Below are 23759 nucleotides of genomic sequence, written 5' to 3'. Positions count from 1 at the left end.
GTGTGTAGTGTGCCTCTAGTGTGCCAGTTGTTCCGCCAGGAGCACGGCTGGTTGGCTACGTACGGAAGGGATAACCGCTGAAAGCATCTAAGCGGGAAGCCTGTTTTAAGATGAGGTTTCATTTGAGGTTCCCAGAAGACGACTGGGTTGATAGGCCGGACCTGGAAGCACAGTAATGTGTGGAGGCGACCGGTACTAATACACCAATAAACACACGCATCGTCGCACACCAACCAAGGGTGTGAACACCGCGAAACGAACACAAACAAGCAAAACACTCGCGTCCACTGTGCAGTCACTGACACAACACACCAACCCGAAGAAGTGGTTGGCCGACAAAAATTGCATACACACGCTGAACACTCAGCGCCGTGCATACCCCACAAGGTGTGTCGGTGGTTGATGGCGGCGGGGAAACGCCCGGTCCCATTCCGAACCCGGAAGCTAAGCCCGCCCGCGCCGATGGTACTGCCCCCGGGAGGGAGTGGGAGAGTAGGTTACCGCCGACCCAACAACTTCACACACAGCACCCGCCACAATCACCTGCTTGCGGCGGGTGCTTTTCTGCATGCTCACTACTCGGCCGGCGTAGCCACGCTGCTCGCGTGTACTCCCGCATTGCAGGCTTCCGCATTGCGGACAACCACACCCCCACCAACAATTGGTGTGCACCCACGGATTGTACGAATCAACAAAACACCCCCGCCGACGCAAAACCGACCTGGGCAAACGCGGCGGCGTCGTCGATTCGTCCACAACCGGTGCCCCGCATGGCCTCCTCGTCGCCCTCTAGCGCTTGCGGACTTCCGCATTGCGGACAACACCGAGCTCGCCAATAATGGGTACGAACCAACCAATGAACCCGGCGGGGAAGTGGCGGTCTCGTAAATTCTGACAACGGTGATCCACGACCTTGGGAAACAGCGGGCGAAAACCGTCCGGTCGTCAACTTCTACGAGACCACCCCAGCCCGCCGCCGTTGCGGATTTCCGCATTGCGGAGAACACCAGTGTCACCAACAATGGGGGCAGACCCACGAATTGTACGAATCGACAACGCGCCCCACTCGCCCGATAATCCACCTGGGGAAACGCGGACCCGCCGTCGATTCGTGCACAATCGGCACCCAAATGGGCAGGTTGATCCCAGATATTGACGCAGTGAGGCCGGACGGGGTGGGGGAAGGCGCAGGTGGTGGGAGCCAGATGTGCCCGGGTGCATGGCTTTCCTATAATGGTCGAGATTAGAAACGGAGGTCCCCAATGGCAGATGTGGACGAAGGAAGAGGGCAGGAGCGCTCTTTCGGTGACAACGGTCGCGAGGACCGCCCGCATAGGGAGCGCGGTGGTCGTGACGCCCGCAACCGCGATGGTCAGCGCGGGGCTCGCGGAAACGACTCCGATCGCGGAGAGCGCCGGGGCGAAGGGCGCCGGGGTCAAGGTCGCGGTCGGGATGGGGACCGTCGACGTGGTGAAGGCCGAGGCGAGGGCCGAGACGGACGGCGCGGCGAGCGTCGGGGCGACGGCCGCCGTGGCGAGGGTCGCGGACGCGACGGGGACCGTCGCCGGGGTCGCGGTGGTGTGCGCCACGACCGTTCCAACCCGCGCCGCGAGGGCTTCCGCGAGGACCGCATGGTGCAGAAGGAGCTGGAGCCTGATCTGCCGCAGGGCCTGGAAATCTCCGACTTGGACCCGTCGGTGCTGCAGGATTTGAAGGTGCTGTCGAAGGATAATGCGGAGCGCGTCGCAAAGCATATGCTCATGGCGACCGACCTGCTGTACGACGACCCACAGCTTGCGCTGCAGCACGCCCGCGCCGCGAAGAACCGCGCGGGACGCGTGGGCGTGGTGCGCGAAACCAACGGTGTGGTGGCGTACCACGCCGGCGAGTGGAAGGAAGCACTGTCTGAGCTTCGTGCCGCGCGCCGAATTTCCGGCGGTCCCGGCCTGCTTGCTGTGATGGCGGACGCGGAACGCGGTCTTGGGAGGCCGGAGAAGGCACTGGAGCTCGGTCGCAGCCCCGAGGCACGCGAGTTGGACGAGGAAGGCCAGATTGAGCTGGCCATCGTTCTGGCTGGTGCACGCCACGACCTTGGGCAGCACGACTCGGCGGTGGCGCAGTTGCAGCGACTGAACCCGTCGCTGGATTCCCAGGGTTTTGAACAGGCGCGGCTGAGCTACGCCTACGCAGATGCGCTCTTGGCCACCGGCGAGAAGGCGGAGGCGAAGCGGTGGTTTGAGCACGTTGCCAAGATTGACGTGGACGGCATGACCGACGCGTCCGAGCGTGTGGCGGAGCTGGGCTAGAGCGATGACGCTTGCGTCGTACCATGACGGCCTGCTGCTGGACCTCGACGGCACTGTCTGGTCTGGCGGTGTGGCGATTGAGCACGCGGTCGAGGCGATTAACGCCTCCGGGCTGCCGGCGATGTACGTGACCAACAACGCTTCGCGCAGTGCCAAGGATGTCGCGGAGATGCTCCGTGCCATTGACTTGCATGCGGGTGAGGAGGACGTGCTCACGTCCGCGATGGCGGCGGTGAACATGGCGGAGCGCTACCTCGAGAAGGGGGACGCAGTCTACGTCGTGGGTGCGCCGTCGCTGCGACAGCTGGTCCAGGACTCCGGCTACCGGGTCGTGGACAGCGCCGATGATGCGCCCAAGGTGGTGCTGCACGGCCACAACTCGGACACGGGGTGGCGCGAGCTGTCGGAGGCGGCGCTGAGCCTGCAGCGCGGGGCGAAGTACCTGGCCACGAACCTGGATACGTCGCTGCCGATGGAGCGCGGCTTGATGGTTGGCAACGGGTCCATGGTCGCGGCGGTGACCTCGGCGACCGGCGTCGTGCCTGAGGCTGCGGGCAAGCCGGAGCCGGCGATGTTCACCCAGGCGGCGAAGTCGCGGGGCATGCAGACACCGCTCGCTGTGGGCGACAGGCTGGACACCGATATTGCAGGTGGCGTCGCCGCTGGCATGCCCGCGCTGCATGTGCTGACCGGGGTTTCTGGCCCGTACGCGCTGCTGCAGGCGCCGCCCGAACACCGGCCGACGTACATCGCCGCGGACATGCGCGGGCTCAGCGAGTCGCCGGAGACACTCGCTCCGGGTGCGCAGGAGGGCTTCGAGGCGCGTATCGACGGCTCCGCCATCGTCCTTTCCAGCGGCAACCCCGGCGCCTCCAGCTTGGCTGCGCTTCGGACTGCCCTCGACGTGGCGTGGCGGCAGCCCGAGCCGCCGGCCGATGTGCGCGCAGAGTCAGATGCCGCTGCGGTAGCCGTCGCGAAGTGGTGGTGACGCAGATGAGCCCTGCGCCGATTCCCCGCGACCCGCGCGCGCCCAAGGTCAGCGCCGAGGAAGTCACCGAGCGTGTCGAGTCGATTCTCGCGGAACCGACTGAAGGCCTTGCGGCAGAGGTGGACGCGCTGACCCGGGCGCACGCGGTGCTGCACGAGGCGCTGTCCGATAGCTAGTTAAGAAAGGGGGCCGCTACCGTGGCACCGAAACGCACCCGGCTCGACGCGGAGCTGGTCCGCCGCAAGATTGCGCGCTCGCGCGAGCAGGCGCAGTCGTGGATCAAGGAAGGCCGCGTCCAGGTGGGTGGCTTCACGGCAACGAAGCCGGCGACGGTGGTGGAGCCGGAAGCGTCGATCAAGGTCAACACCGACGACGTGGACGATTGGGCGTCGCGTGGTGCGCACAAGCTGCTTGGCGCGCTTGAGGTGTTTGGCGGGGGCGGGCTGATCGTCGAGAAGCGAAAGGCGTTGGACGCTGGTGCCTCGACCGGCGGGTTTACTGATGTGCTGCTGTCGCGCGGCGCGAGCGAGGTCGTCGCGGTGGACGTGGGTTACGGCCAGCTGGTGTGGCGGCTGCAGAACGACGAGCGTGTGCGCGTGCTGGACCGCACGAACATCCGCAACCTCACTCCGGAGATGATGGGCGGGCCGGCGGATCTTATGGTGGGCGACCTGTCGTTTATCTCGCTGAAACTAGTGCTGCCGGCGCTTGCGGAGTGCATGGTCGACGGCGCGGACATGCTGCCCATGGTCAAGCCACAATTCGAGGTAGGTAAGGACCGCCTCGGCAGCGGCGGCGTGGTGCGCTCGCCGGAGCTGCGCGCGGAGGTCACGCTGGACGTCGCGCGTTTTGCGCAGTCGCTGGGCTTGTCCGTGCGCGGGGCGACGGCGTCCCCGCTGCCGGGTCCGAGCGGCAACGTGGAATACTTTCTGTGGCTGGTCAAAGACGGGGGCAAGCACAAGCTTGACGACGACGCACTGGCCGCGCTGGTCAACCGCGCGATCGAGGAAGGACCGAAGTAGATGGGTGAGACGACACGCCGCGAGATCCTGCTGGTGCCGCACCTGTTCAGGGCCTCCAACATTGATTCGGCGGCGCGGGCGGCGCAGCTTTTGCAGCAGGCGGGCATTGAGGTCCGTCTGCTCGAGCAGGAGCAGATGGACGTCATCGAGACCAACCCTGTGCTGTGTGGGCTGACGCGCGCGAAGGCGGACGACACCGCCGCCGCGGGCTGCGAGCTGGTGCTTGTGCTCGGCGGTGACGGGACGTTCCTACGTGCGGCGAGCTACGCGCGGGCGCAGGACATCCCGGTCCTTGGCATCAACCTGGGTCACGTGGGCTTCCTCGCGGAAGGGGAAGCATCGAGCCTGGAAAAAGTCATCGGCCAGGTAATTGACCGTTCCTACCGCGTGGTTGAGCGCATGACGCTGGACGTGTCGGTGATCGGCGAGGGCGGGGAGGTGCTCGGCCGCAGCTGGGCGCTCAACGAGTGCAGCATTGAAAACTCCGACCGCACCCGCGTGTTGGACGCGACGCTGGAGGTGGATTTCCGGCCGGTGTCCTCCTTCGGCTGCGACGGTGTGCTTATCTCCACGCCGACAGGCTCGACAGCGTACGCGTTTTCCGCGGGCGGGCCCGTGATGTGGCCGCAGCTCGACGCGATCCTGGTAGTGCCGAATAACGCGCACGCGCTGTTTGCCAAGCCGCTGGTGGTGGCGCCGACGTCGACTGTGGCGGTGGAATCGGAGCAGCAGACCACGCAGGCCGTGGCGGTGATGGACGGGCAGCGCCGCCTGACGGTGCCCGCCGGTTCCCGCGTGGAAGTGGCGCGGGGCGAGCGCGGGGTGCGCTGGGTACGCTTGGACGACAGGCCGTTCACGGACAGGCTCGTGGACAAATTCCAGCTCCCGGTTTCCGGGTGGCGCGGCCCGCGCGGGGCTTGAATCTGACAGGGAGGCACGTTTTTGCTCGCTGAGATTGCTATCTCCAACCTTGGTGTGATCCGCCATGCCTCGGCTGAGCTTTCGCCGGGGCTGACCGTGCTCACTGGCGAGACGGGCGCTGGTAAGACGATGGTGGTCACGGGCCTGCGCCTGCTCACCGGTGGCCGGGCGGATGCCTCACGCGTGCGCACCGGCGCGGACGGCGCGGTGGTGGAAGGCGCGTTCGGCACCGAAGAGCTGCCGGAGGAGATGCGCGAAGCCGTCGGCGCGATAGCCGCGGGCGCTGGCGCAGAAGCTGACGAAAACGGCGAGTATTTGGTCTCGCGCTCGGTGAAGGCCTCGGGGCGCTCCAGCGCGCACCTGGGCGGGCGCAAGGTGCCGGCGGCGACGCTGAGCGAGCTGGCGGGCCACCTGCTGACCATCCACGGCCAGAACGACCAGCTGCGGCTGATGGCGCCGGAACAGCAGTTGGCCGCACTTGACCGTTTCGACCCGGCTATTCAGGCCAAACTGGACGCGTACCGCGAGGCGTACACCGCGTGGCGAGCGGCGGCGAAGGATTTGAAGGAACGCACGGAAAAGCGCCTGGAGCTGGCGCAGGAGGTAGACCGCCTCCAGTTCGCCATCGACGAGATCGATGCGGTGGCCCCGCAGGCTGGCGAGGACGAGGAGCTGGTTGCCACCATCAACCGTCTCCAGGATGTGGACGCCTTGCGCGAGGCCGCCGAGACCGCGCTTATGGCTATCGACGGCGCGGACGCCGTCGGCGGTGTCGGCGGGGAAGAGGAACCCGCCTCCGACCTGATCGGCCGCGCGCAGGCGGCGCTAGAGGGAGCCAGCGACCAGGACCTGCGTGATCTGGGGGCCAGGCTGGGCGAGGTCGCCGGCGTGCTCTCGGACGTTTCCGCGGAGCTGGGCAGCTACACCGGCAGCCTGCCGTCCGACCCGGAGGAGTTGGAGCGGCTCCTGCAGCGACAGCAGGAGATCAAAGGTCTGACCCGCAAGTACGCCCCGGATGCGGCAGGGGTGGTGGCGTGGCGCGACAAAGCTGGGGCACGGTTGGCGAAGATCGATACGTCGGAGGGTGCCGTCGAAACGCTGAAGGCGAAGGTTGCCGAGCTGGAGCAGGCGATGACAAAGCACGCCGCCGCGTTGACGAAGGCGCGCACGAAGGCCGCGGGCAAGTTGGGCGAGGCGGTGACCGAGGAGCTGCACGGGCTGGCGATGCCGAAGGCGCAACTCACGGTCAACGTCGCGAAGGCGCAGTACGGCCGCGACGGGGCCGACACGGTGGAGATCCTGCTCGCGCCGAATAGCGCGCTTGAGCCGAAGCCGCTGGCCACGAGCGCGTCCGGCGGCGAGCTGTCGCGCGTGATGCTCGCGCTCGAAGTGATCCTGTCCGAATCCTCCAGCGGCGCGACGCTGGTGTTCGACGAAGTGGACGCAGGCGTGGGCGGGCGCGCGGCGGTGGAGATCGGACGGCGTCTCGCGCGGTTGGCGCGCGGCAACCAGGTCATTGTGGTCACGCACCTGCCGCAGGTCGCGGCGTATGCCGACACGCACCTGCACGTGTCCAAGGACATCGGCGACGTGGCTGTGACCTCCGGTGTTGCGGCGCTGCAACCGGAGGAGCGCATCGAGGAGCTGGCCCGAATGATGGCGGGCATGGACGATTCGGACACCGGCCGCGCCCACGCCGCGGAACTCTTCGAGCGCGCGCAGGGTGAGGTGGAGCAGTTGCGCGGATAACTCCCCGCGCGCCTCCCCGGTTCAGGCAGGTCACCGTTGCACAATGGTGCGCATGACTGCTGCACCCTCCACCCAAGACCCCACGAAGGAACCGCCCGCGGCCGAGCTGCGCGGCACCTTGCGCGACTGCACCCCGCAGGGCAAGGGCCTTGGCAGGCTCAGCGAGGGCGACATCGTGTTCGTGGACGCCCCCGACATGCAGCGCCGTTTGGCGGAGCAAATCATTGCGCGGCGCCCGGCCGCGGTGGTCAACCTCGCGCCGTACTCCACCGGCACGCTTCCCACGTTCGGGCCGCATTTGCTTCTCGACGCAGGCGTTCCGCTGTTCGAGGCGGCAGGCACAGACATGCGCGGAAAGATCCGCGACGGCAAGAAGGCCGTGGTCTCACCGACCGGCCAAATCACCGTGGGACGCAAAGTTGCCGGCCAGGCACAGCCGGTGACCCGCACCGAAGTGGACGCCACGTTCGCCCAGGCCCAACGCGGTTTGGTGGAAAACATGGAGGCCTACTTCGGCAACACCATCGAGTTCATCCACTCGGAGGCGGCACTGCTCATCGACGGCGTGGGCGCCCCGGAACTCGGCGACATCATGGCCGAGCGCAAGGTACTGGTGGTCTCGCCTGCTCCCGACACGCGCCAGCGTCTGGAGGAGCTGAAGAACTTCATGCAGGAGTACACGCCGGTGGTCATCGGTGTCGGCTCCGCGGCGGACACGCTGGCGTCTATGGGGTATGCGCCGGACGTCATCGTGGGGGACCCGAAGGACGTGGCCTCGGAGAACCTGCGCTCCGACGCGAAGGTGATCCTGCCGGCGGAGCCGGACGGCTACGCGCCCGGGTTGGAGCGCATTCAGGATCTCGGAGTGGGCGCGATGACCTTCCCGGCGGCGACGGATTCGCCGACGGACCTGGCCATCTTGCTGGCCACATTTCATGACGCCGAGATGATTGTCACCGTCGGCCAGCCGGTGGAGCTGGACCGCATCTTCGCGGATTCGGCTACCACCGCGGGCACCCCGGCAACGGAACCGGCGGCGCTGCTCGCGCGCCTGAAGGCGGGGCGCAAGATCGTGGATTCCACCGTAATCACCAACCTCTACGCCGTCGAGTCCGGTGCGGGTGTGGCGTGGGCGTGGGCGATCCTCGGCGTGCTCGTTGCCGCCGCGGTGGTGATCCTGATCGCCGGCCTCGGCGGTGACGGCAACTTCGCCGACAACCTCGTAGACACCTGGAACACCATCGCGCTGACGGTGCGCGGCTGGTTCGACGGCTGGACCAGCTAGGAGGGCAGTGGCAGATGGCGAAGACTAAAGGCAGGGCCGGGCTGATTGCGGCCGGTTTGGGTTGGGGCGCAGCGCTGGGTATTGCGCTGGGCGCTCTCGTGCTGGTTCCGGCGATGCCGGGCGAGGTTGACCTCGGCTTTTCCGAATTCAAGGCCGACGCTCCGGCCAAGCCGGACGCGGACGACTCCGAACTCACTGAGGCGGAGGCACGCGCGGAGGAAGCGAACGACTTGTTGGCCCAGGAGTCCGGCTCCATCGTCTCCGGTGCCCTGAAGGACGTGCCGGTGACCATTGTGCGCACCGCCGCGGCGGACGCTGACGATGTGGAGTCCGTGCGCTGGTTGCTCAACGCCGCTGGCGCCTCCGACTCCGGCGAGCTGACCTTGACGGAGCGCTTCACCGACCAGGCGGGTGCAGACGAGCTGTCCAGCATTGTCGCCAACACGCTGCCTTCGGGCGCGAAACTGTCGGTGGAGGAACGCTCCCCAGGGCTTCATGCAGGCGAATCTCTCGCGACCGTGCTTTTCGACGATGGCACCAACGGCGAGTCCAAAACCCTGCCGGCGGACCGCACCTTGGTGCTGGACACGCTGCAGCAGGCTGGATTTATCGAGTTCAGCGGTTCTATTGTGCCCGCTGGCGCAGTGGTGATTGTGGACGGGCCGTCGCGAGGCACCGACTTCGGAGCCAAGGTGTTGGGCGATTTTGCCAAGGCACTCGGCGCGGAAGGCAAGACTGCGCTTGCGTCTCAGGGCACTGAGCCGGATGCGATCGACGGGGTGAAGACTGTCGGCGGCGTGGACTACGAGGCAGGTCGCATCAAGTCCGTGCTTGCAGTGTCTAGTGGTGGCGGCGAGGCCTAAGGCTCGTAGGCTGGTTGCCATGAGCCACGAATTCACTGTCACTGGGTCCGAAGTTGTCCTCGACGCGCCGATCATCGCGGTGCGCCGCGACCAGGTGGTCATGCCGGGCGGCAACGAGGCCGCGCGAGAAATTGTGGAGCACTTCGGCGCCGTTGCCGTGGTCGCGCTGGATGAACATGGCCGTGTGGCGCTGGTGGAGCAGTACCGCCACAGCGTCGGCGAGCGTCTGCTGGAGCTTCCCGCCGGTCTGTTGGACATGCACGCCGAAGACGAGCTGGCCTGCGCGAAGCGCGAGCTGCAGGAGGAGGCAGGCCTAGCTGCGGACGAGTGGGGCGTGCTGGTGGATCTGGTCACCTCACCGGGCTTCGCGGAGGAGGCGGTGCGGGTGTTCATCGCCCGCGGCCTGCACGAGGTGGAGCGGCCCGAGCCCGAAAACGAGGAGGCCGACATGGACTTTTCGTGGGTGGACCTGGAGGATGCCGCGGATATGGCGTTGCGCGGCGAGGTGGTCAACTCCATCGCGGTCTCCGGCATCCTCGCAGCCGCGCGCCTGGTTGCGCGGGGTGATGCGCCCCGGCCTATCGACGAGCCGTTCCGCCTGCGCCCGACTTCCCTGGCCGCACGTCGCGCCAAGCAGGGCGTCGTGCCGGACATGAAGCGGATCTAGCAGGTGGATGCGGAGGCGCTGGCGCAGCGTTGGCTGACCCATCTTGCCGTTGAGAGGGGAGTCTCACCCCACACGTTGAGCAACTACACCCGCGACGTGAACCGCTACACCACGTGGTTGGCGGCTGCGGGCAAGACGGATTTGCGCAAGGTCACCTCCACCGACATCGAGGCCTACGTGGCGGATCTGCGCCGCGGGGTGGACGGGGCGAAGCCTCTGGCCGCGTCATCGGCAGGGCGGGCGCTGACCGTTGCGCGCGGCCTGCACAAGTTCGGGGTGGAAGAGGGCGAGCTGCCGGCGGATGCGGCGGCAGAGGTCTCCCCGCCGCAGACCGGCGAGCGGCTCCCGGACACCTTGAGCATCGATGAGGTGGCAAAGCTTCTCGACGCGTGCCCGACCGAGACCCCCTCCGGCCTGCGCGACAAAGCACTGCTGGAGACGCTCTACGCCACCGGCGCCCGCGTCTCCGAGGTGCTGGGTTTGAGCGTCGACGATGCAAACGCTGCTTTAGACAGCGAGTACGGCGGCGTGCTGGCGGTGACCGGCAAAGGCAACAAGCAGCGCCTGGTGCCGCTGGGGTCCAAGGCGCAGGAGGCGCTGGAGGCGTACTTGGTGCGCGGCCGCCCGGCGTTTGCGAACGGCACGTCGCACGCGCTGCTGCTGAACAAGCGCGGCGGGGCGTTGTCCCGCCAAAGCGCCTGGAACGCGATCAAGGCCGCGGCCGCCCGGGCGGGGATTGACAAGGACATCTCGCCGCACACCCTGCGGCACTCGTTTGCCACGCACCTGCTGGAAGGCGGGGCGGACGTGCGAAGCGTCCAGGAACTCCTCGGGCACGCCTCAGTGACCACCACGCAGATTTACACCCACATCACAGCCGATAACCTGCGTGAAGTTTGGCGCAGCACGCACCCGCGTGCGTAGACTCGGCTGCTTGATTGACGTACGCAATTAACGGGAGAACTAACCATGCGACCCGCATCCTCGAAAACGCACAGCACGCGCCGCGCTGCGCTGCTCGCCGTGCCCGCCGCGCTGCTTCTCGCGGCTCCGCTCGCTCCGGTGGCGAATGCGCAGCTTCCGGGCGGCATGAGCCCGGAGGAGATACAGTCCATGATCCCCGGCGAAATCTCCGTGCCAGCCGGTGAAAGCACGACCGTGGACGTGGGCGTTCCAGTGGACGTGAACTATTCCTCGGGCGGGTGGACGGTGACGTCGTCCGGCACGTCCGTGACCGTGAGCGCGCCGAACCAGCCCGGTGCGACCGCCGCCGTGCCGGCAAGCGCTGGCGGCTACTCGGCGACGGTGAACCTGGTCGCCGTCGGCGACGGCTCCGCGGACGTCGGCGGAAACGCAGGCGAGTCCGGTCAGCCCGGTGGCGCTGAAGGGGGAGCAGGCGGCGCGGCTGCCGGCGGTGGGACCGCGGATAGTGAAACTGACGGCGGCTCGGAGGCATCAGGCAGCGGAAGCGGGTCCAAAGACAGTCATGATGCCCCGGCGAGCAAGGCTGGCAGTGCAGGCGGTGCAGACAGCGCGGGCAACGCCGGTGGCAGCGCCCCGGCAGCGGCGCACCCGTCGCGTTCGAAGGCGGAGCCCGCCGACGATGTCGCCGCGACGAAGCTGTACTTCGACGGTGAGATCCAGGACAACAAAATCGTGGTGAAGGTGCCGCTGAGCCGCGTCAAGGACCTGATGAAGTACGCCAGCTACGACACCGAGGGCGCGACCCTGCGCTACTTGGACGTCAACGGACAGGTGATTGAAGGCGTCGAGCGCAAGGTGGACAAAACCAGCCGCACGATCACCCTGACCTACCCGGAAGGCGAAACACCGGACAACCCGTTCATCATGGAAGTCGTGCGCGACGGCAAGGCGGATTTCGTCGCGGTGATCACCTCCACCAACGTGCCGGTCGAAAAAGCCGGCGACAGCAACGAGGACAACCAGTACGGCAACTACGCGAACCAGGATGGTCAAGGACGAGGCGTTGACGAAGGGTCGTCGATAAGCGATGTAGTGCCCCTCGCAATCGCTGGAGCTGCATTGCTGGCCGCGATCGCGCTGTTGATTGTGTTCCTGCGCCGGAGGCGCGGGCGGGCGTAATGACAACGTTGTAAGATGACGGAAGTCAAGGGTTTGGACGTGATTGAGGGAAGGACCGGCCATGGCGGACGAGGCGCTGTTTGACGCTGCGGACCAGAAGACGTTTCTGACCGGGCGGCCGTGGCGCGAGTTCGCCAAACCGAAGGAGCTGGACAAGCACGGTCCCGCAACGGTGATCTCCATGGTCAACCAGAAGGGCGGGGTGGGCAAAACTACCTCCACGATCAACCTCGGCGCGTGCCTGGCCGAGCAGGGCCGCAAGGTCCTGCTGGTGGACCTGGACCCGCAGGGCGCGCTTTCCGCTGGCCTGGGCGTGTCCTACGAGGAGGACCAGGTCACGGTTTACGACCTGCTGTTCGACAACACCGCCAGCATCCACGCCGCGATCAACACGACCAATGTCTCCGGCTTGGACGTGGTCCCCGCAAACATCGACCTGTCGGCGGCGGAGATCCAGCTGGTCAATGAGGTCGGCCGCGAGCACACCCTGGCGCGCGCGCTGCGCCCGGTGCGCAACGAGTACGACTTCATCATCCTCGACTGCGGGCCCTCCCTCGGCCTGCTCACCGTCAACGCGCTGGCGTGCTCGCACGGCGTGATCATCCCGATGGAGTGCGAGTACTTCTCCCTGCGCGGCCTGGCGCTGCTGACGGACACGGTGGAGAAGGTGCGCGACCGCATCAACTTCGACCTGGACATCGTGGGCATCCTGGTGACCATGTTCGACCGCCGCACCACCCACGCCCGCGAAGTGATGGACAGGGTGGTGGAGGTCTTCGGCGAGCGTGTCTTCGACACCGTGATCACCCGCACGGTCCGCTTCCCGGAGACATCTGTGGCCGGTGAGCCAATCATCACTTGGGCGCCGAACTCTCAAGGCGCGGACCAGTACCGCAACCTGGCGCTCGAAGTACTGGAGCGCACCAGCTAGTGGCAGCGGCCGCGCCCGAGCAGTACCCCCAGCCGGAGATCACCGGGTTCACCCTGGCTCTGCAAAACTTCGAGGGGCCGTTCGACCTGCTGCTCACCCTGATCCAGTCGAAGAAACTGGACGTGACAGAGGTGGCGCTGGCCGAGGTGACCGACGAGTTCATCGCCTACACCCGTGCGCTCGGGGAGACCGAGGCGCTCGACGAGGTCACCGAGTTCCTCGTGGTGGCGGCGACGCTGCTGGACCTGAAAACCGCGCGGCTGCTGCCGGGTAGCGACGGCGAGAACATCGAGGACCTGGAGCTGCTGGAAGCCCGCGATCTGCTGTTCGCCCGCCTGCTGCAGTACCGCGCCTACCAGCGCGTGGCCGACCAGTTCGCGGAGTGGCAGAAACACGCGCTGCGGCGCTACCCGCGGGCGGTGTCCATGGAGCCGCGGTTTGTGGACCTGTTGCCCCCGGTGGATCTGGGGCACACCCCGGCAAGTTTTGCCGAGCTGGCGGCCAGCGTGTTTCGCCCCCGCCCTCCGGAGGAGGTGCGCACCGACCACCTGCACGCGCAGGCGGTGTCCGTGCCGGAGCAGGCCGGCAAAATTCTGGACACGCTGAAGCTGGCCGGCAGCGGCTCGTGGCTCACATTCGCGGCGCTTACGCGAGACTGCACCCGCTCCATGGAGGTGGTGGGTCGCTTCCTGGCCCTGCTGGAGCTGTACAAAGCCAAAGCCGTGGAAGCGGAGCAACCGGAAGCGCTCGGGCGCTTGGACGTGTCCTGGACCGGGCTTGACGTGGACCCGGCCGTGGTCGCGGCCTCGAACTGGACGTAGGCACAAGGCGGGGAGACGGCGACCGATACACTGCCGAAGCATGGATAGCTTGCCCATGGTTTCCCAGCTGCGTTCGCGCATCGAGTCGGTGCTGCTGGTCGTCGACGCACCCGTCGCGGTGGAGGAGCTGGCAAGTGCGCTCGGCGCCACCGACGAGGAGGTGTCCGACCAGCTGCGCGAGTTTGCCCGCGAGCTGGATGAGCGCGGCTCCGGCATCGACCTGCGTGAGACGGCGGAGGGCTGGCGTTTCTACACCCGCACCGACAACGCCGACGCGGTGGAGGCTTTCCTGTTGGACGGCACGCAAAAGAAGTTGTCGCGTGCGGCGATGGAAACCCTCGCGGTGGTGGCCTACCGGCAGCCGGTCACCCGCGCGCAGGTCGCCGGCGTGCGCGGGGTCAACGTGGACGGCGTGATGCGCACGCTCGCGCTTCGCGGTCTCATCGCGGAGGTGGACCCGGGGGAGGCCGGGGAAGAAGTCCCGGATCACGGCGCGCACCGCTACGTCACCACCGAGTTGTTCTTGGAGCTACTCGGCATCGATTCTCTCGAGCGGCTACCGGAGCTTGCGCCGCTGCTTCCGGACATCGATTCCATCGAGGATGCCTGGTAAACTCCCGGGGCATGACACCACCCGCTCGCCGAGATGGCACACCGGAAAAGCGTGGGAAGGACGATACGTTCTACATCTCCTACGCCAAGCCGGCTAAGAAACAGCATGTCCGCCTAGATAAGAGGCGCCAGAACGCCGCGAAGAACCAACCGAACCCTCTGGATGATAACTGGTGGGACGAAGACCCGGCCGCAGCGAAAGCGGCGGCCGAGGGTGTCCGCTTGCAAAAGGTGCTCGCGCAGGCGGGTGTCGCTTCCCGTCGTCACGCGGAGGCGATGATCGAGCAGGGCCGCGTCGAGGTCAACGGTGAAATCGTGACGCGCCAGGGGATGCGCGTGAACCCGAACGTGGACATCATCCGCGTCGACGGCGCCCGCATCAACGTCAATGAAGATCACGAGTACTTCGTGTTCAACAAACCGCGCGGCGTGCACTCGACCATGAAAGACGAAATGGACCGCGTCTCCGTGGGCTCTTACCTGGCCGAGCGCACCGCGTCTGGCCAGCGCCTGTTCCACGTCGGCCGCCTGGATGCGGACACAGAAGGCTTGCTGCTGCTCACCAACGACGGCGAAATGGCCAACCGCCTGACCCACCCGAAGTACGAGGTGGCCAAGACCTACTTGGCCACGGTGCTCGGCGAGGCGAACAACGCGGTGGTCAAGCAGCTCAAAGAGGGCATCGAGCTTGACGACGGCCCCGCGAAGGTGGATTACGCGCAGGTGGTGGACGTGCATAACGGCCAGTCCATCATCCGCGTGGAGCTGCACGAGGGACGCAAACACATCGTCCGCCGCATGCTGAAGCAGGCCGGATACCCGGTGCAGCGCCTGGTGCGCACGAAGTTCCACACGGTGCAGCTCGGCGACATGAAGCCGGGCTCCATGCGCGCGCTGAACTCCTCCGAGCTGGCGTCGCTGTACAAGGCGGTGGGGATGTAAATGGCTGACACACTGTCCAACACGGCAAACGGCGGGCTCATCGTGGCTGTGGACGGGCCTTCGGGCACCGGCAAATCCACCATGTGCCGCGCGCTGGCGAAGCGCCTGGACGCGAAATACGTGGACACCGGCGCGATGTACCGCGTGGCCACCCTGGCTGTGCTGCGCGCGGGCGTGGACCCGGCGGACACGGCGAAGGTGATTGAGGCGACCGCGGACCTGCCGCTGCAGGTCTCCGACGACCCGGATTCCACCGAGGTGCTGTTTGCCGGCGAGGACGTCAAGGGAGAAATCCGCGGCGCCGAGGTGACCAAGCACGTCTCAGCCGTCTCCGCCATCCCCGAGGTGCGCGTGAACCTGGTGGAGCTGCAGCGCAAACTGGCCCGCGAGGCTGGCCGCGCGATCGTGGAAGGCCGCGACATCGGCACGGTCGTGCTGCCGGACGCTCCCGCGAAGGTGTTCATGACCGCGAGCGCCGAGGTGCGCGCGAAGCGCCGTTACGACCAGGACATCGCGGCGGGGCGCGAGGCGGACTATGACGCGGTGCTTGCGGACGTGCAGCGCCGCGACCAGGCTGATTCCTCCCGCGCGACCAGCCCGCTCAAGCCCGCCGATGACGCGGTGCTGGTGGACACCTCCGAGATGACGCCGGACGAGGTTCTGGCGGCACTGACTGAGGTCGTGGAGAGGAGCGCACGATGAGCGAGCGCAACAGCAACTCCAACGGCGAGCACCTCGAGCCGGAAACCCAGTTCATCCAGCCCGGCATCGACCGTTCCGGCTACACGGACATGGATGCGTACGTGGTTGGCGCCGACAGCGCCGAGTACTACGAGAACAAGGACTTCAACGCTGAAGAGGACCTGCAGGGCTTCGAGGACGCCGGCATTGACGAGTCCGAGTTCGGCGAAGCGGACTTTGGCGAGGGCTACGACTCCGACGACGAGCTGACCGAGGATGAGTGGGCAGAGCTCGAGGCCGAGTACGGCATCGCCCAGCCCGACGTGGTCACCGAAGCGCTGCCGACGGTGTCCATCGTGGGCCGCCCGAACGTGGGCAAGTCCTCGCTGGTGAACCGCTTCATCGGCCGCCGCGAGGCTGTGGTGGAGGACCACCCGGGTGTCACACGCGACCGCGTCAGCTACATCACCGACTGGGGCGGGCGCCGCTTCTGGGTGCAGGACACCGGCGGCTGGGACCCGGACGCGAAGGGCATCCACGCCGCGATTGCCCGCCAGGCGGAGGCCGCGATGGCCACCTCCGACGTCATCGTCATGGTTGTGGACGCCAAGACCGCCATCACTGAAACGGACGCGGTGATGGCCCGCAACCTGCAGCGCTCCGAAGTGCCGGTGATCCTGGTGGCAAACAAGTTCGAGTCCGACAGCCAGTGGGGCGACGTGGCCGAGTTTTACTCGCTCGGCTTGGGCGACCCGTGGCCGGTGTCTGCCCTGCACGGCCGCGGCGGCGCAGATGTGCTCGACGAGATCATGCGCCTGTTCCCGGACGAGCCGCGCGTGAAGGAATCCATTACCGGCGGCCCGCGCCGCGTGGCGCTGGTGGGCCGTCCTAACGTGGGCAAATCCAGCCTGCTGAACAAGCTGACTAAGTCCAACCGCTCAGTGGTGGATAACGTCGCCGGCACCACCGTGGATCCGGTGGATGAGCTCGTGCAGCTGGACGAGGACCTGTGGACCTTCATCGATACCGCTGGCCTGCGCAAGAAGGTGAAGAACGCCCAGGGCCACGAGTATTACGCGTCGCTTCGCACCCGCGGCACCATCGAGGCCGCTGAGGTGTGCGTCGTGCTTATCGACGCCTCGGAAGAAATCTCCGAGCAGGACCAGCGCGTGATCTCCATGGTGCTGGAGGCCGGCAAGGCGATGGTCATCTGCTTTAACAAGTGGGACCTCATGGACGAGGACCGCCGTTACGACTTCGACCGCGAGTTCGACGAGACGATGGGCCAGCTCAAGTGGGTGACCAAGCTGAACATCTCCGCCGACACCGGCCGCGGCCTGCACCGCCTGGAGCCGGCGATGAAGGAGGCGCTGGAAAACTGGGACAAGCGCATCTCCACCGGCCAGCTGAACAACTGGCTGCGCGACGCGATCGCGGCGAACCCGCCGCCGATGAAGAACAACCGCCTGCCCAAGCTACTGTTCGCCACCATGGCCAGCACCCGCCCGCCGACAATCGTGCTGTTCACCACCGGTTTCCTGGACGGCGGGTACCGCCGCTACCTGGAGCGCAAGTTCCGCGAGCAGTTCGGCTACCACGGCACCCCGGTGCGCATCGCGGTGCGCGTGCGCGAGCGGCGCGGTAAGAAGGGCTAGGCCGATGCGGCAGCGCACGCTGGAAGTTGGCGGCGTTAAGCGCAGCTACCACGTCTGCGTTCCCGCAGGTCACACTGGCGCGCTGCCGGTGATCGTCGCGCTGCACGGCAAGGGCGACAACGGCCGCGATTTCCTCGCCGGAACCGGCTTGCACAGGGCGCGCGCTATCGTCGCCGCGCCCACGGGTGCGGGCCTTGCGTGGTCGCCTGCGCCGTACGCGCGCACCACCTTCGATGAAGATGCGGCGTTTGTGCGTGCGCTTATCGACGACCTCCGGTCCACCTTCGCCACCACCAAAACCTACCTGGTTGGCTTTTCCAACGGCGGGGGACTGGCAGTGCACCTGAGCCTGGCAGACCTCGAACTCGCAGGCGTGGCCACCGTTGCGGCAGCCGTGCGTGCCACACCGGACGAACTCGCCGCAGCGCAGCCCCTGGATTATCTGAACATCCACGGCACCTTCGACGACGTGGTGCCGTTTGCCGGAGAACAGCGCTCTCCGTACAGCGGGGCGCAAGACGACACCACTTATGGCGCGCCCGACGTGGTGGCCGCGTTTGAACGCCGCAACAGCGACCGCGCCCGCGCCGAGCTGATTGCGGTGGAGGGCATGGGCCACGAGTGGCCCACTGGGCCGTGGGCTGCCCGGCGCGGCGTGGACGCCACTGAAGCGATCCTGGAATTCTTCGGGGTCGAGTACAGCCGCGCCGGCTAGGCGCGCTGGTAGACGAACGCGTCGGTGCGATACGGCAGCGGGATGGTGTCGCCGCGGTCGAAGCCGAGGCGCTCGTAGAGGTACCAGGTCAGGTTAGCCTCCATCTTTGCGCGGGTGCGCTGGTTCGCTTTCAACCAGTAGGAGCGGGTGGCCATGAGCTCGAAGCAGTCTTCCACGGCGATGGGGTGCAACCATTCCTGGCGCAGCTCGTTTTCCAGCTGCCAGGGGGAGGCGACCTCCGGGTAGAAGCCCTCGCGCTGCACGTCGCCGGAGTGCATGATGCGGCTGAGCCGCAATACCCAGGGGTGGCGCACGGCTAGCGTGTTCCAGCACAGTACGAGGCGGCCGCCGGGACGGATCACGCGGTCCGCCTCTCGGCTTGCGGCGTGCACATCCACCCAGTGCCAGGTTTGCGCGCACGTCAGCGCGTCGACGGAGTCGTCTGCGAGTCCGGTCGCTTCGGCGGTGGCGCGCCACACGGGTACCGCGGGCAGCACCGTGTGGAAGACCCGGGTCATGTCGTCGCTGGGGTCGCAGGCGAACACGGATCGTGAATCGTCGCAAAGCAATTGTGTGAACTTGCCGGTGCCTGCACCGACGTCGCAGACGGTGCCGGGGCCGACGAGCTCTCCGAGTGCGGCTGGGTAGGTGGGGCGTGCGGCGTCGTAGCGGGTTGCGTCGCGGGTGAACGCCTCGGCCGCGCCGCTGCGGTGCGCGGAGTTTCTGAACCTCGGTCCCGCTTTCCTGCTGGGTCCTGGCTGTGTTCCGCTCGCGTGCACGATGGTCTAATCTACCTTGCGTGTTTTACCGCCCAGTGATCCGCGCCGCGGCCGCCATTGGCTTAGCCGTAACCTGCTTCACCGTCGCAGGATGCGCGGGTGACGCGGCGCGGCTGCGCACTGCGATCACCACGCAGCCGGATGCGCCCGAGGACATTGTCCGGGAGGTGGAGCCGTGGACGGATCCAGCAATTGAACGCAGGCAGACGACCTCGGCCGGGCTGAAGCGCGACTACATCCTTTCGGTGCCGCGGGGCGCGAAGCAGCGCGAACGGCTGCCGCTGATCCTAGTGTTCCACGGCTATAAGGAGGACGCGGACCGGATCATGCAGCACTCCCAGCTGGACAAAGCGGACGCCGTAGTGGCGTTCATGGACGGCGTCGGCGAAGCGTGGGCGCCCGCCCCGTACGCGGAGACAACCGGGGAGCAGGACCTCGCGTTCGTGGACGACGTGCTCTCACAGCTCGAGGGCGAGTACTCCATCGACCGCACCCGGATTTTCGCCGCCGGGTTCTCCAACGGCGGCGGGTTTGCGGCCTTTGTGGGTTGCCAACGCCCGCAGGCGTTCAGCGGCATCGCCACGGTGGCGGGCGCGTTTTACCAGCGCGTCGCAGAAGGGTGCTCGAGCATCCCGATGAAGCACGTCGACTTTCACGGCACGGCCGACCCGGTCATCTCCTACGACGGCGGCGAACGCCACGAGACGGTGTACAACTCCACACCGGAGATGCTCGAGGAGGCCGCGGTGCGCAACCACTGCGCGGTGCGCAGGGAAGACGTCGAGATGTCGCACACGGTGACAATGCTGAGCTGGGACGACTGCGACGCCGCGCTGTCGCACTACCGCATCGAGGGTGGGCCGCACGTATGGCCCGGCGGCACCTCCGACAACACAGGCCTGGTGTCCAAGGGGTTTGCCACCCGCACGCTGCTGGAATTCTTCGGCGTCGGCATGTCCTAGCCGCGCGGTGCGCCGCGGTCGAGCGCCGTCACCGCTACCATAAGGCGCGTGAGTGACGCGTCTAAGCCCCGGGTGACGGTGGTGTACAACCCCGTGAAAGTCCACCTCGAACGGCTGCGCCGGGCGGTAGAACGCTACGCCTGGGAGGGCGCGGACATCGAGTGGGCGGCAACGACCACCGAGGGACCCGGGTTTTCCCAGGCTGTCCGCGCGCTCGAGCAGGGTGCGGACTTGATCATCGCTGCCGGCGGCGACGGCACGGTGCGCATGGTCGCGCTAGCTGTGTCAGGTTCGACAACACCCATGGCGATCGTGCCGGCGGGCACCGGCAACATGCTCGCGCGCAACCTCGGCGTGCCGCTTCTGCTAGAGGCGGCGGTGCACCGGGCGTTTTCCGGCACTGACCGGCTCATCGACCTCTGCCGCGCCGAAATGGTCTACCCGGATGGCCGCACCGAGCACTCCGGCTTCGCGGTCATGGCCGGCGTCGGCGTGGATGCGGGCATGATCCACCGCACCCGCGAGAGCCTCAAGGCCGCCGTCGGGCCGCTCGCGTACGTGCCGGCCGTGTTCCAATCGCTCGGCGGCGGCAACAGCGTGGACGTGGACATCACGCTCGATAGCGACCCATCGGTAGCCACCTCGTTGCACACCTGCATCGTCGGCAACTGCAGCGACCTGGTGGGCGGGATCCCGCTGTTGCCGGACGCGCAGCCTGACGACGGGGTACTCGACGCCGTGGTGCTGCGCGCCGAGGACGTCACCGACTGGGCGGGCATCGGCGGCAAACTCGCGCTGGACACCGTGCGCGGCGGCATTAACGCGCTGCTGCCGAGCGAGGTGCAGCCGCGCCCGCCGGCGTCCCTGCCGCCGAGCATGGAGTACCTCGAGGGACGCCGTATCACCCTGGAGTTCGCCGAGCCCGAGCAGCTTGAGCTCGACGGCGACGCCGCCGGCGCGGTCAGTGCCGTGACCTTCGACGTGATGCCGGGCACCCTGCGGATGGTGTGCTGAGCGCCGCGTGCCGTCGAGTAGCAGCGAAGGCACAATGGTGGCCATGATCTACAGCTTTGAAGGCGCAACCCCGCAGATCCACCCCTCGGCGTTTATCTCCGACGAGGCCACCATTATCGGCAACGTGACCATCGGCGAAGACGCGAACATCTGGCCCGGCGTGGTCATCCGCGGCGACGTGGGCGCGATCCGAATCGGCAACCGCGTCAACGTCCAGGACGGCTCCGTGCTGCACGTGGACACGGACGGGGAGACCGTGCTGGAAGACGACGTCACCATCGGCCACCTGGCCATGGTGCACGGCTGCCACATCGAGCCCGGCTGCCTGATCGGCATGAGCGCGACCGTGCTGTCGCGCTCGCGCGTGGGCAAAGGCAGCATCGTCGGCGGCGGGGCAGTGGTGCTCGAAGGCCAAGAGCTGCCGGAGTTCTCTCTGGCGGCCGGCGTGCCCGCCAAAGTGAAGCGCACGCTCGAGCCGGACACCTTCGAGGCCAGGTTGCGCCACGCGGCGTACTACGTGGAGCTGGGCCGGCGGGCGGCGACCGGTTTGGTGCCGGTGGAGCGAGACTCGCTCACGTAAAAGTTCACAGTGAAATCGTCGTCAAAGTCACGCAATGAGGCGTAATGTGACGAGTATGACATTCAATAACGTAACAGTACTTGGTGCAGGTGTCCTGGGCGCGCAGATCGCTTTTTGCTCCGCGTTCGCGGGTAAGAAGGTTGTGTCCTACGACATCAACGAGGAGGCCCTCGCGGCCGGCAAGAAGCGTTTCGACGCTATCGGCGAACAGATGAAGGCGGAGCTCGAGTCCGCTAACGACGAAACCATCGCGGCAGCGCACGCGAACGTGACGCAGACCTCAGATCTGAAGGAAGCGGTAGCGAACGCGGACCTAGTTATCGAGGCGATCCCGGAGAACCTCGAGCTGAAGCGCAAGGTCTGGGCTGAGGTGGGGGAGTACGCCCCGGATACCGCGGTGTTTGCCACCAACACCTCCACGCTGATGTCGAGCAAGTTCGCAGACGCGACGGGCGCGCCGGAGCGTTTCTTGGCGTTGCACTTTGCCAACCACATCTGGATCCAGAACACCGCCGAGATCATGCCGCACGAGGGCACTGACCCGAAGTATGTGGACCAGCTTGTGGAGTTTGCGGAGCAGATCAACATGGTGCCGGTCCCGCTCAAGCGCGAGCAGCCCGGCTACGTGCTGAACACCCTGCTGGTGCCGCTGCTCAGTGCCGGCATGTACCTGCTGCACCACGACATCGCTGACCCCGTCGACATCGACCGCGACTGGTGCAACTCCACCGGGTCCCCGCGCGGGCCGATTGAGATCATGGACCTCGTCGGCGTGCGCACCTTGGTCGCCGTGATCGAGTCCAACGACAACGCCCCGCAGTGGCAGAAGGACTTCGTTGAGACGACGCTGAAGCCGATGGTCGCAGAAGGTAGGACCGGCCTGGAAGCTGGGCAGGGCTTCTACACCTACGACGCGAACGGCAAGATCGTGTCCTAAGCGCGGCGCTCGCGGATAAGCTGTTGAGCTCGCTGCAGATGCTCTCCGTCAAAACCAGGCGCAACCTGTTTGTCCTCGGCGACGGCGATTTGGTTTCTGCGTGCGAGCTCTTTCCATTGCTTCACTGCGTCGACTGCGCGGCTGAGTCGCTCGATGGCTTGAGCGTCATTGAGACCAAACCAGCCCGCGGCGCCAATGAGCGTGTCTACCGAATCGTCGCCGACAACGTCCACTGAGGTGGCAAAATTGGTTTTGGTGGTGGCGGGCGTGATATCGAAAACAGGTGAGAGCTGCCACGCACCACCTACGCGAATGAATCCGTGGTTTCGCAGATGGTTATCGGTATTGCCCACCAGCAGGTTGATCGCTGCCCTGCTGAAAAGCTCGGCCGCGGAATCGCCATTGATGCTCAGCAGCCGAAGCTCCTCAGCGATCTCGACCATGGATGCACGGTCGCCGTCCGTGCGATTGAGCAGCGTCATTGCGGACATGTAGGGGATACGGGCTTCGCTTCCATCCTCGCCGTAGGCCCGGTCGAACCTTTCCAGTAGCAATACGGACCGCCCATTAATCTCCAAGAGTCTCGAACTCGGTGTGTTGATGCCCGCAAGTTCTGCGATATCCAAACAAACCTTTTCCCAGGCAACCGCGTCGATAGTGTCCGCGGATGACGAGAATTTCGCCATCATCAGCTTGCCTTCGTCATCAATGACTGTCGCTTTCGGGCGGGCTCCGCCCAGAGAGGATCCGGCAACGGCGATGCGTCTCAAGGCATCCACTGCATCATCGCCTTCCTCAACGGCGCGCGAGGCACGCTCAATGTCAGCGAGGTTCACAAGTTTGGGCACCCGGCTGCTCGGCGATTGGGTCACCCCGTTCACTTCGAAGCGCAACGCTCCTAGGCGAAGGCGATCATCGACACCGAGAAGGTAGTCGACCTCGGTCGGCTGTTCACCCCGCCGCGCAAACTGTTTTTGAATGAGCATCCGCCCCCAGCGATCCGGAGCAGAATCGGAAAGCGCGGTGGGCAGGTGCCCGCGATCAGAGAGAAGAGGTTGCTTTCCGCTGTGAAGGGGAAGCGCGGGGCTGATCGCGTACGCGCCTGGATGTTGTATCCACTCCTTTTCGTACTCGAGCGTCCCACCGTGCTGATGCGGAAAATAGGTTGCGACGGAGATCTTGCGGTCCTCGATCTCCGTCCAGATGCCTATAGACGTGGGTGCCAT

At 66.4% G+C, this 23759-nt stretch carries 24 protein-coding genes and 2 rRNA genes; 24 read left to right on the top strand and 2 right to left on the bottom strand.

What is annotated here, in order from left to right:
* The 20 genes from MHX64_RS03610 to MHX64_RS03515 all read left to right on the top strand — a co-directional run.
* A 23S ribosomal RNA gene (locus MHX64_RS03610) occupies positions 1–220 on the top strand; the annotation flags it as partial.
* Between the two features lie 171 nt (positions 221–391).
* A 5S ribosomal RNA gene (rrf, locus tag MHX64_RS03605) occupies positions 392–509 on the top strand.
* Positions 510–1580: 1071 nt separating this feature from the next.
* Positions 1581–2306, top strand: a complete 726-nt coding sequence (locus tag MHX64_RS03600) for a hypothetical protein (protein ID WP_370642053.1) — start codon at positions 1581–1583, stop codon at positions 2304–2306.
* A 4-nt stretch (positions 2307–2310) separates the two neighbouring features.
* The gene (locus MHX64_RS03595; RefSeq protein WP_239355720.1) at positions 2311–3294 is read left to right on the top strand and encodes an HAD-IIA family hydrolase; all 984 of its coding nucleotides are present in this window, start codon (positions 2311–2313) and stop codon (positions 3292–3294) included.
* 5 nt (positions 3295–3299) lie between these two features.
* Complete coding sequence (locus MHX64_RS03590; RefSeq protein ID WP_239355721.1) at positions 3300–3470, top strand: hypothetical protein; 171 nt, start codon at positions 3300–3302, stop codon at positions 3468–3470.
* Between the two features lie 21 nt (positions 3471–3491).
* Entirely contained in the window at positions 3492–4316 is an 825-nt protein-coding gene (locus MHX64_RS03585) for a TlyA family RNA methyltransferase (protein WP_239355722.1), read from the top strand.
* The gene (locus MHX64_RS03580) at positions 4317–5237 is read left to right on the top strand and encodes an NAD kinase (protein WP_239355723.1); all 921 of its coding nucleotides are present in this window, start codon (positions 4317–4319) and stop codon (positions 5235–5237) included.
* Positions 5238–5258: 21 nt separating this feature from the next.
* Entirely contained in the window at positions 5259–6986 is a 1728-nt protein-coding gene (gene recN / locus MHX64_RS03575; protein ID WP_181888375.1) for a DNA repair protein RecN, read from the top strand.
* A gap of 52 nt (positions 6987–7038) precedes the next feature.
* Complete coding sequence (steA, locus tag MHX64_RS03570) at positions 7039–8271, top strand: putative cytokinetic ring protein SteA (RefSeq protein WP_239355724.1); 1233 nt, start codon at positions 7039–7041, stop codon at positions 8269–8271.
* Between the two features lie 14 nt (positions 8272–8285).
* Positions 8286–9134, top strand: coding sequence for a copper transporter (locus MHX64_RS03565; RefSeq protein WP_239355725.1), 849 nt, complete (start codon positions 8286–8288; stop codon positions 9132–9134).
* Between the two features lie 19 nt (positions 9135–9153).
* Positions 9154–9801, top strand: a complete 648-nt coding sequence (locus tag MHX64_RS03560) for an NUDIX hydrolase (protein WP_239355726.1) — start codon at positions 9154–9156, stop codon at positions 9799–9801.
* A 3-nt stretch (positions 9802–9804) separates the two neighbouring features.
* A complete protein-coding gene (gene xerD, locus MHX64_RS03555) occupies positions 9805–10725 on the top strand; it encodes a site-specific tyrosine recombinase XerD (protein WP_239355727.1) in 921 nt (306 codons plus the stop codon).
* A 45-nt stretch (positions 10726–10770) separates the two neighbouring features.
* Positions 10771–11904, top strand: a complete 1134-nt coding sequence (locus MHX64_RS03550; protein WP_239355728.1) for a hypothetical protein — start codon at positions 10771–10773, stop codon at positions 11902–11904.
* Between the two features lie 61 nt (positions 11905–11965).
* Positions 11966–12835, top strand: a complete 870-nt coding sequence (locus tag MHX64_RS03545; RefSeq protein WP_181888381.1) for a ParA family protein — start codon at positions 11966–11968, stop codon at positions 12833–12835.
* Positions 12835–13656, top strand: a complete 822-nt coding sequence (locus MHX64_RS03540) for a segregation/condensation protein A (protein WP_239355729.1) — start codon at positions 12835–12837, stop codon at positions 13654–13656. Before MHX64_RS03545 ends, MHX64_RS03540 begins: the two co-directional genes overlap by 1 nt.
* A 40-nt stretch (positions 13657–13696) precedes the next feature.
* On the top strand, positions 13697–14269 hold the full coding sequence (gene scpB / locus MHX64_RS03535; RefSeq protein ID WP_239355730.1) for an SMC-Scp complex subunit ScpB: 573 nt from the start codon (positions 13697–13699) through the stop codon (positions 14267–14269).
* Positions 14270–14280: 11 nt separating this feature from the next.
* Positions 14281–15210 (top strand): pseudouridine synthase, encoded by a 930-nt coding sequence (locus MHX64_RS03530; protein ID WP_239355731.1) that lies wholly within the window; start codon positions 14281–14283, stop codon positions 15208–15210.
* The gene (gene cmk / locus MHX64_RS03525; RefSeq protein ID WP_181888385.1) at positions 15211–15912 is read left to right on the top strand and encodes a (d)CMP kinase; all 702 of its coding nucleotides are present in this window, start codon (positions 15211–15213) and stop codon (positions 15910–15912) included.
* Positions 15913–16001: 89 nt separating this feature from the next.
* On the top strand, positions 16002–17546 hold the full coding sequence (der, locus tag MHX64_RS03520; RefSeq protein WP_239355849.1) for a ribosome biogenesis GTPase Der: 1545 nt from the start codon (positions 16002–16004) through the stop codon (positions 17544–17546).
* 4 nt (positions 17547–17550) lie between these two features.
* Complete coding sequence (locus MHX64_RS03515) at positions 17551–18261, top strand: PHB depolymerase family esterase (protein ID WP_239355732.1); 711 nt, start codon at positions 17551–17553, stop codon at positions 18259–18261.
* Here the strand turns inward: MHX64_RS03515 and MHX64_RS03510 are convergent.
* Positions 18258–19040 (bottom strand): class I SAM-dependent methyltransferase, encoded by a 783-nt coding sequence (locus tag MHX64_RS03510; RefSeq protein WP_181888387.1) that lies wholly within the window; start codon positions 19038–19040, stop codon positions 18258–18260. The genes MHX64_RS03515 and MHX64_RS03510 overlap by 4 nt on opposite strands.
* 20 nt (positions 19041–19060) lie before the next feature.
* Between MHX64_RS03510 and MHX64_RS03505 the strand changes: the two genes are divergently transcribed.
* Genes MHX64_RS03505 through MHX64_RS03490 form a run of 4 tightly spaced genes read left to right on the top strand, consistent with a single transcriptional unit; the run spans position 19061 to position 22533 of the window.
* A complete protein-coding gene (locus tag MHX64_RS03505) occupies positions 19061–20002 on the top strand; it encodes a PHB depolymerase family esterase (RefSeq protein WP_181888388.1) in 942 nt (313 codons plus the stop codon).
* Between the two features lie 48 nt (positions 20003–20050).
* Positions 20051–21016 (top strand): diacylglycerol kinase family protein, encoded by a 966-nt coding sequence (locus MHX64_RS12045; RefSeq protein ID WP_239355733.1) that lies wholly within the window; start codon positions 20051–20053, stop codon positions 21014–21016.
* Positions 21017–21059: 43 nt separating this feature from the next.
* Complete coding sequence (locus MHX64_RS03495; protein ID WP_070474044.1) at positions 21060–21596, top strand: gamma carbonic anhydrase family protein; 537 nt, start codon at positions 21060–21062, stop codon at positions 21594–21596.
* A gap of 55 nt (positions 21597–21651) precedes the next feature.
* Entirely contained in the window at positions 21652–22533 is an 882-nt protein-coding gene (locus tag MHX64_RS03490) for a 3-hydroxyacyl-CoA dehydrogenase (protein ID WP_239355734.1), read from the top strand.
* Here MHX64_RS03490 and MHX64_RS03485 read toward each other — a convergent pair.
* On the bottom strand, positions 22530–23759 hold the full coding sequence (locus MHX64_RS03485; protein ID WP_239306578.1) for a type II toxin-antitoxin system HipA family toxin: 1230 nt from the start codon (positions 23757–23759) through the stop codon (positions 22530–22532). The two genes, MHX64_RS03490 and MHX64_RS03485, sit on opposite strands and share 4 nt — an antisense overlap.

The sequence above is a fragment of the Corynebacterium sp. ACRPZ genome, from assembly GCF_022346205.1.
Lineage (GTDB): Bacteria > Actinomycetota > Actinomycetes > Mycobacteriales > Mycobacteriaceae > Corynebacterium > Corynebacterium lehmanniae.
Note: the sequence above shows the minus strand (reverse complement) of the source record. Positions and strands in the feature narration are given on the sequence as shown.

Bases quoted from the DNA above. Each gene is read 5' to 3' on its own strand.
- MHX64_RS03595 (WP_239355720.1), top strand. From the start codon at position 2,311: ATGACGCTTGCGTCGTACCATGACGGCCTGCTGCTGGACCTCGACGGC.
- MHX64_RS03590 (WP_239355721.1), top strand. From the start codon at position 3,300: ATGAGCCCTGCGCCGATTCCCCGCGACCCGCGCGCGCCCAAGGTCAGC.
- MHX64_RS03580 (WP_239355723.1), top strand. From the start codon at position 4,317: ATGGGTGAGACGACACGCCGCGAGATCCTGCTGGTGCCGCACCTGTTC.
- steA (WP_239355724.1), top strand. From the start codon at position 7,039: ATGACTGCTGCACCCTCCACCCAAGACCCCACGAAGGAACCGCCCGCG.
- MHX64_RS03565 (WP_239355725.1), top strand. From the start codon at position 8,286: ATGGCGAAGACTAAAGGCAGGGCCGGGCTGATTGCGGCCGGTTTGGGT.
- MHX64_RS03560 (WP_239355726.1), top strand. From the start codon at position 9,154: ATGAGCCACGAATTCACTGTCACTGGGTCCGAAGTTGTCCTCGACGCG.
- MHX64_RS03550 (WP_239355728.1), top strand. From the start codon at position 10,771: ATGCGACCCGCATCCTCGAAAACGCACAGCACGCGCCGCGCTGCGCTG.
- MHX64_RS03545 (WP_181888381.1), top strand. From the start codon at position 11,966: ATGGCGGACGAGGCGCTGTTTGACGCTGCGGACCAGAAGACGTTTCTG.
- scpB (WP_239355730.1), top strand. From the start codon at position 13,697: ATGGATAGCTTGCCCATGGTTTCCCAGCTGCGTTCGCGCATCGAGTCG.
- MHX64_RS03530 (WP_239355731.1), top strand. From the start codon at position 14,281: ATGACACCACCCGCTCGCCGAGATGGCACACCGGAAAAGCGTGGGAAG.
- cmk (WP_181888385.1), top strand. From the start codon at position 15,211: ATGGCTGACACACTGTCCAACACGGCAAACGGCGGGCTCATCGTGGCT.
- der (WP_239355849.1), top strand. From the start codon at position 16,002: ATGGATGCGTACGTGGTTGGCGCCGACAGCGCCGAGTACTACGAGAAC.
- MHX64_RS03515 (WP_239355732.1), top strand. From the start codon at position 17,551: ATGCGGCAGCGCACGCTGGAAGTTGGCGGCGTTAAGCGCAGCTACCAC.
- MHX64_RS03495 (WP_070474044.1), top strand. From the start codon at position 21,060: ATGATCTACAGCTTTGAAGGCGCAACCCCGCAGATCCACCCCTCGGCG.
- MHX64_RS03490 (WP_239355734.1), top strand. From the start codon at position 21,652: ATGACATTCAATAACGTAACAGTACTTGGTGCAGGTGTCCTGGGCGCG.
- MHX64_RS03485 (WP_239306578.1), bottom strand. From the start codon at position 23,759: ATGGCACCCACGTCTATAGGCATCTGGACGGAGATCGAGGACCGCAAG.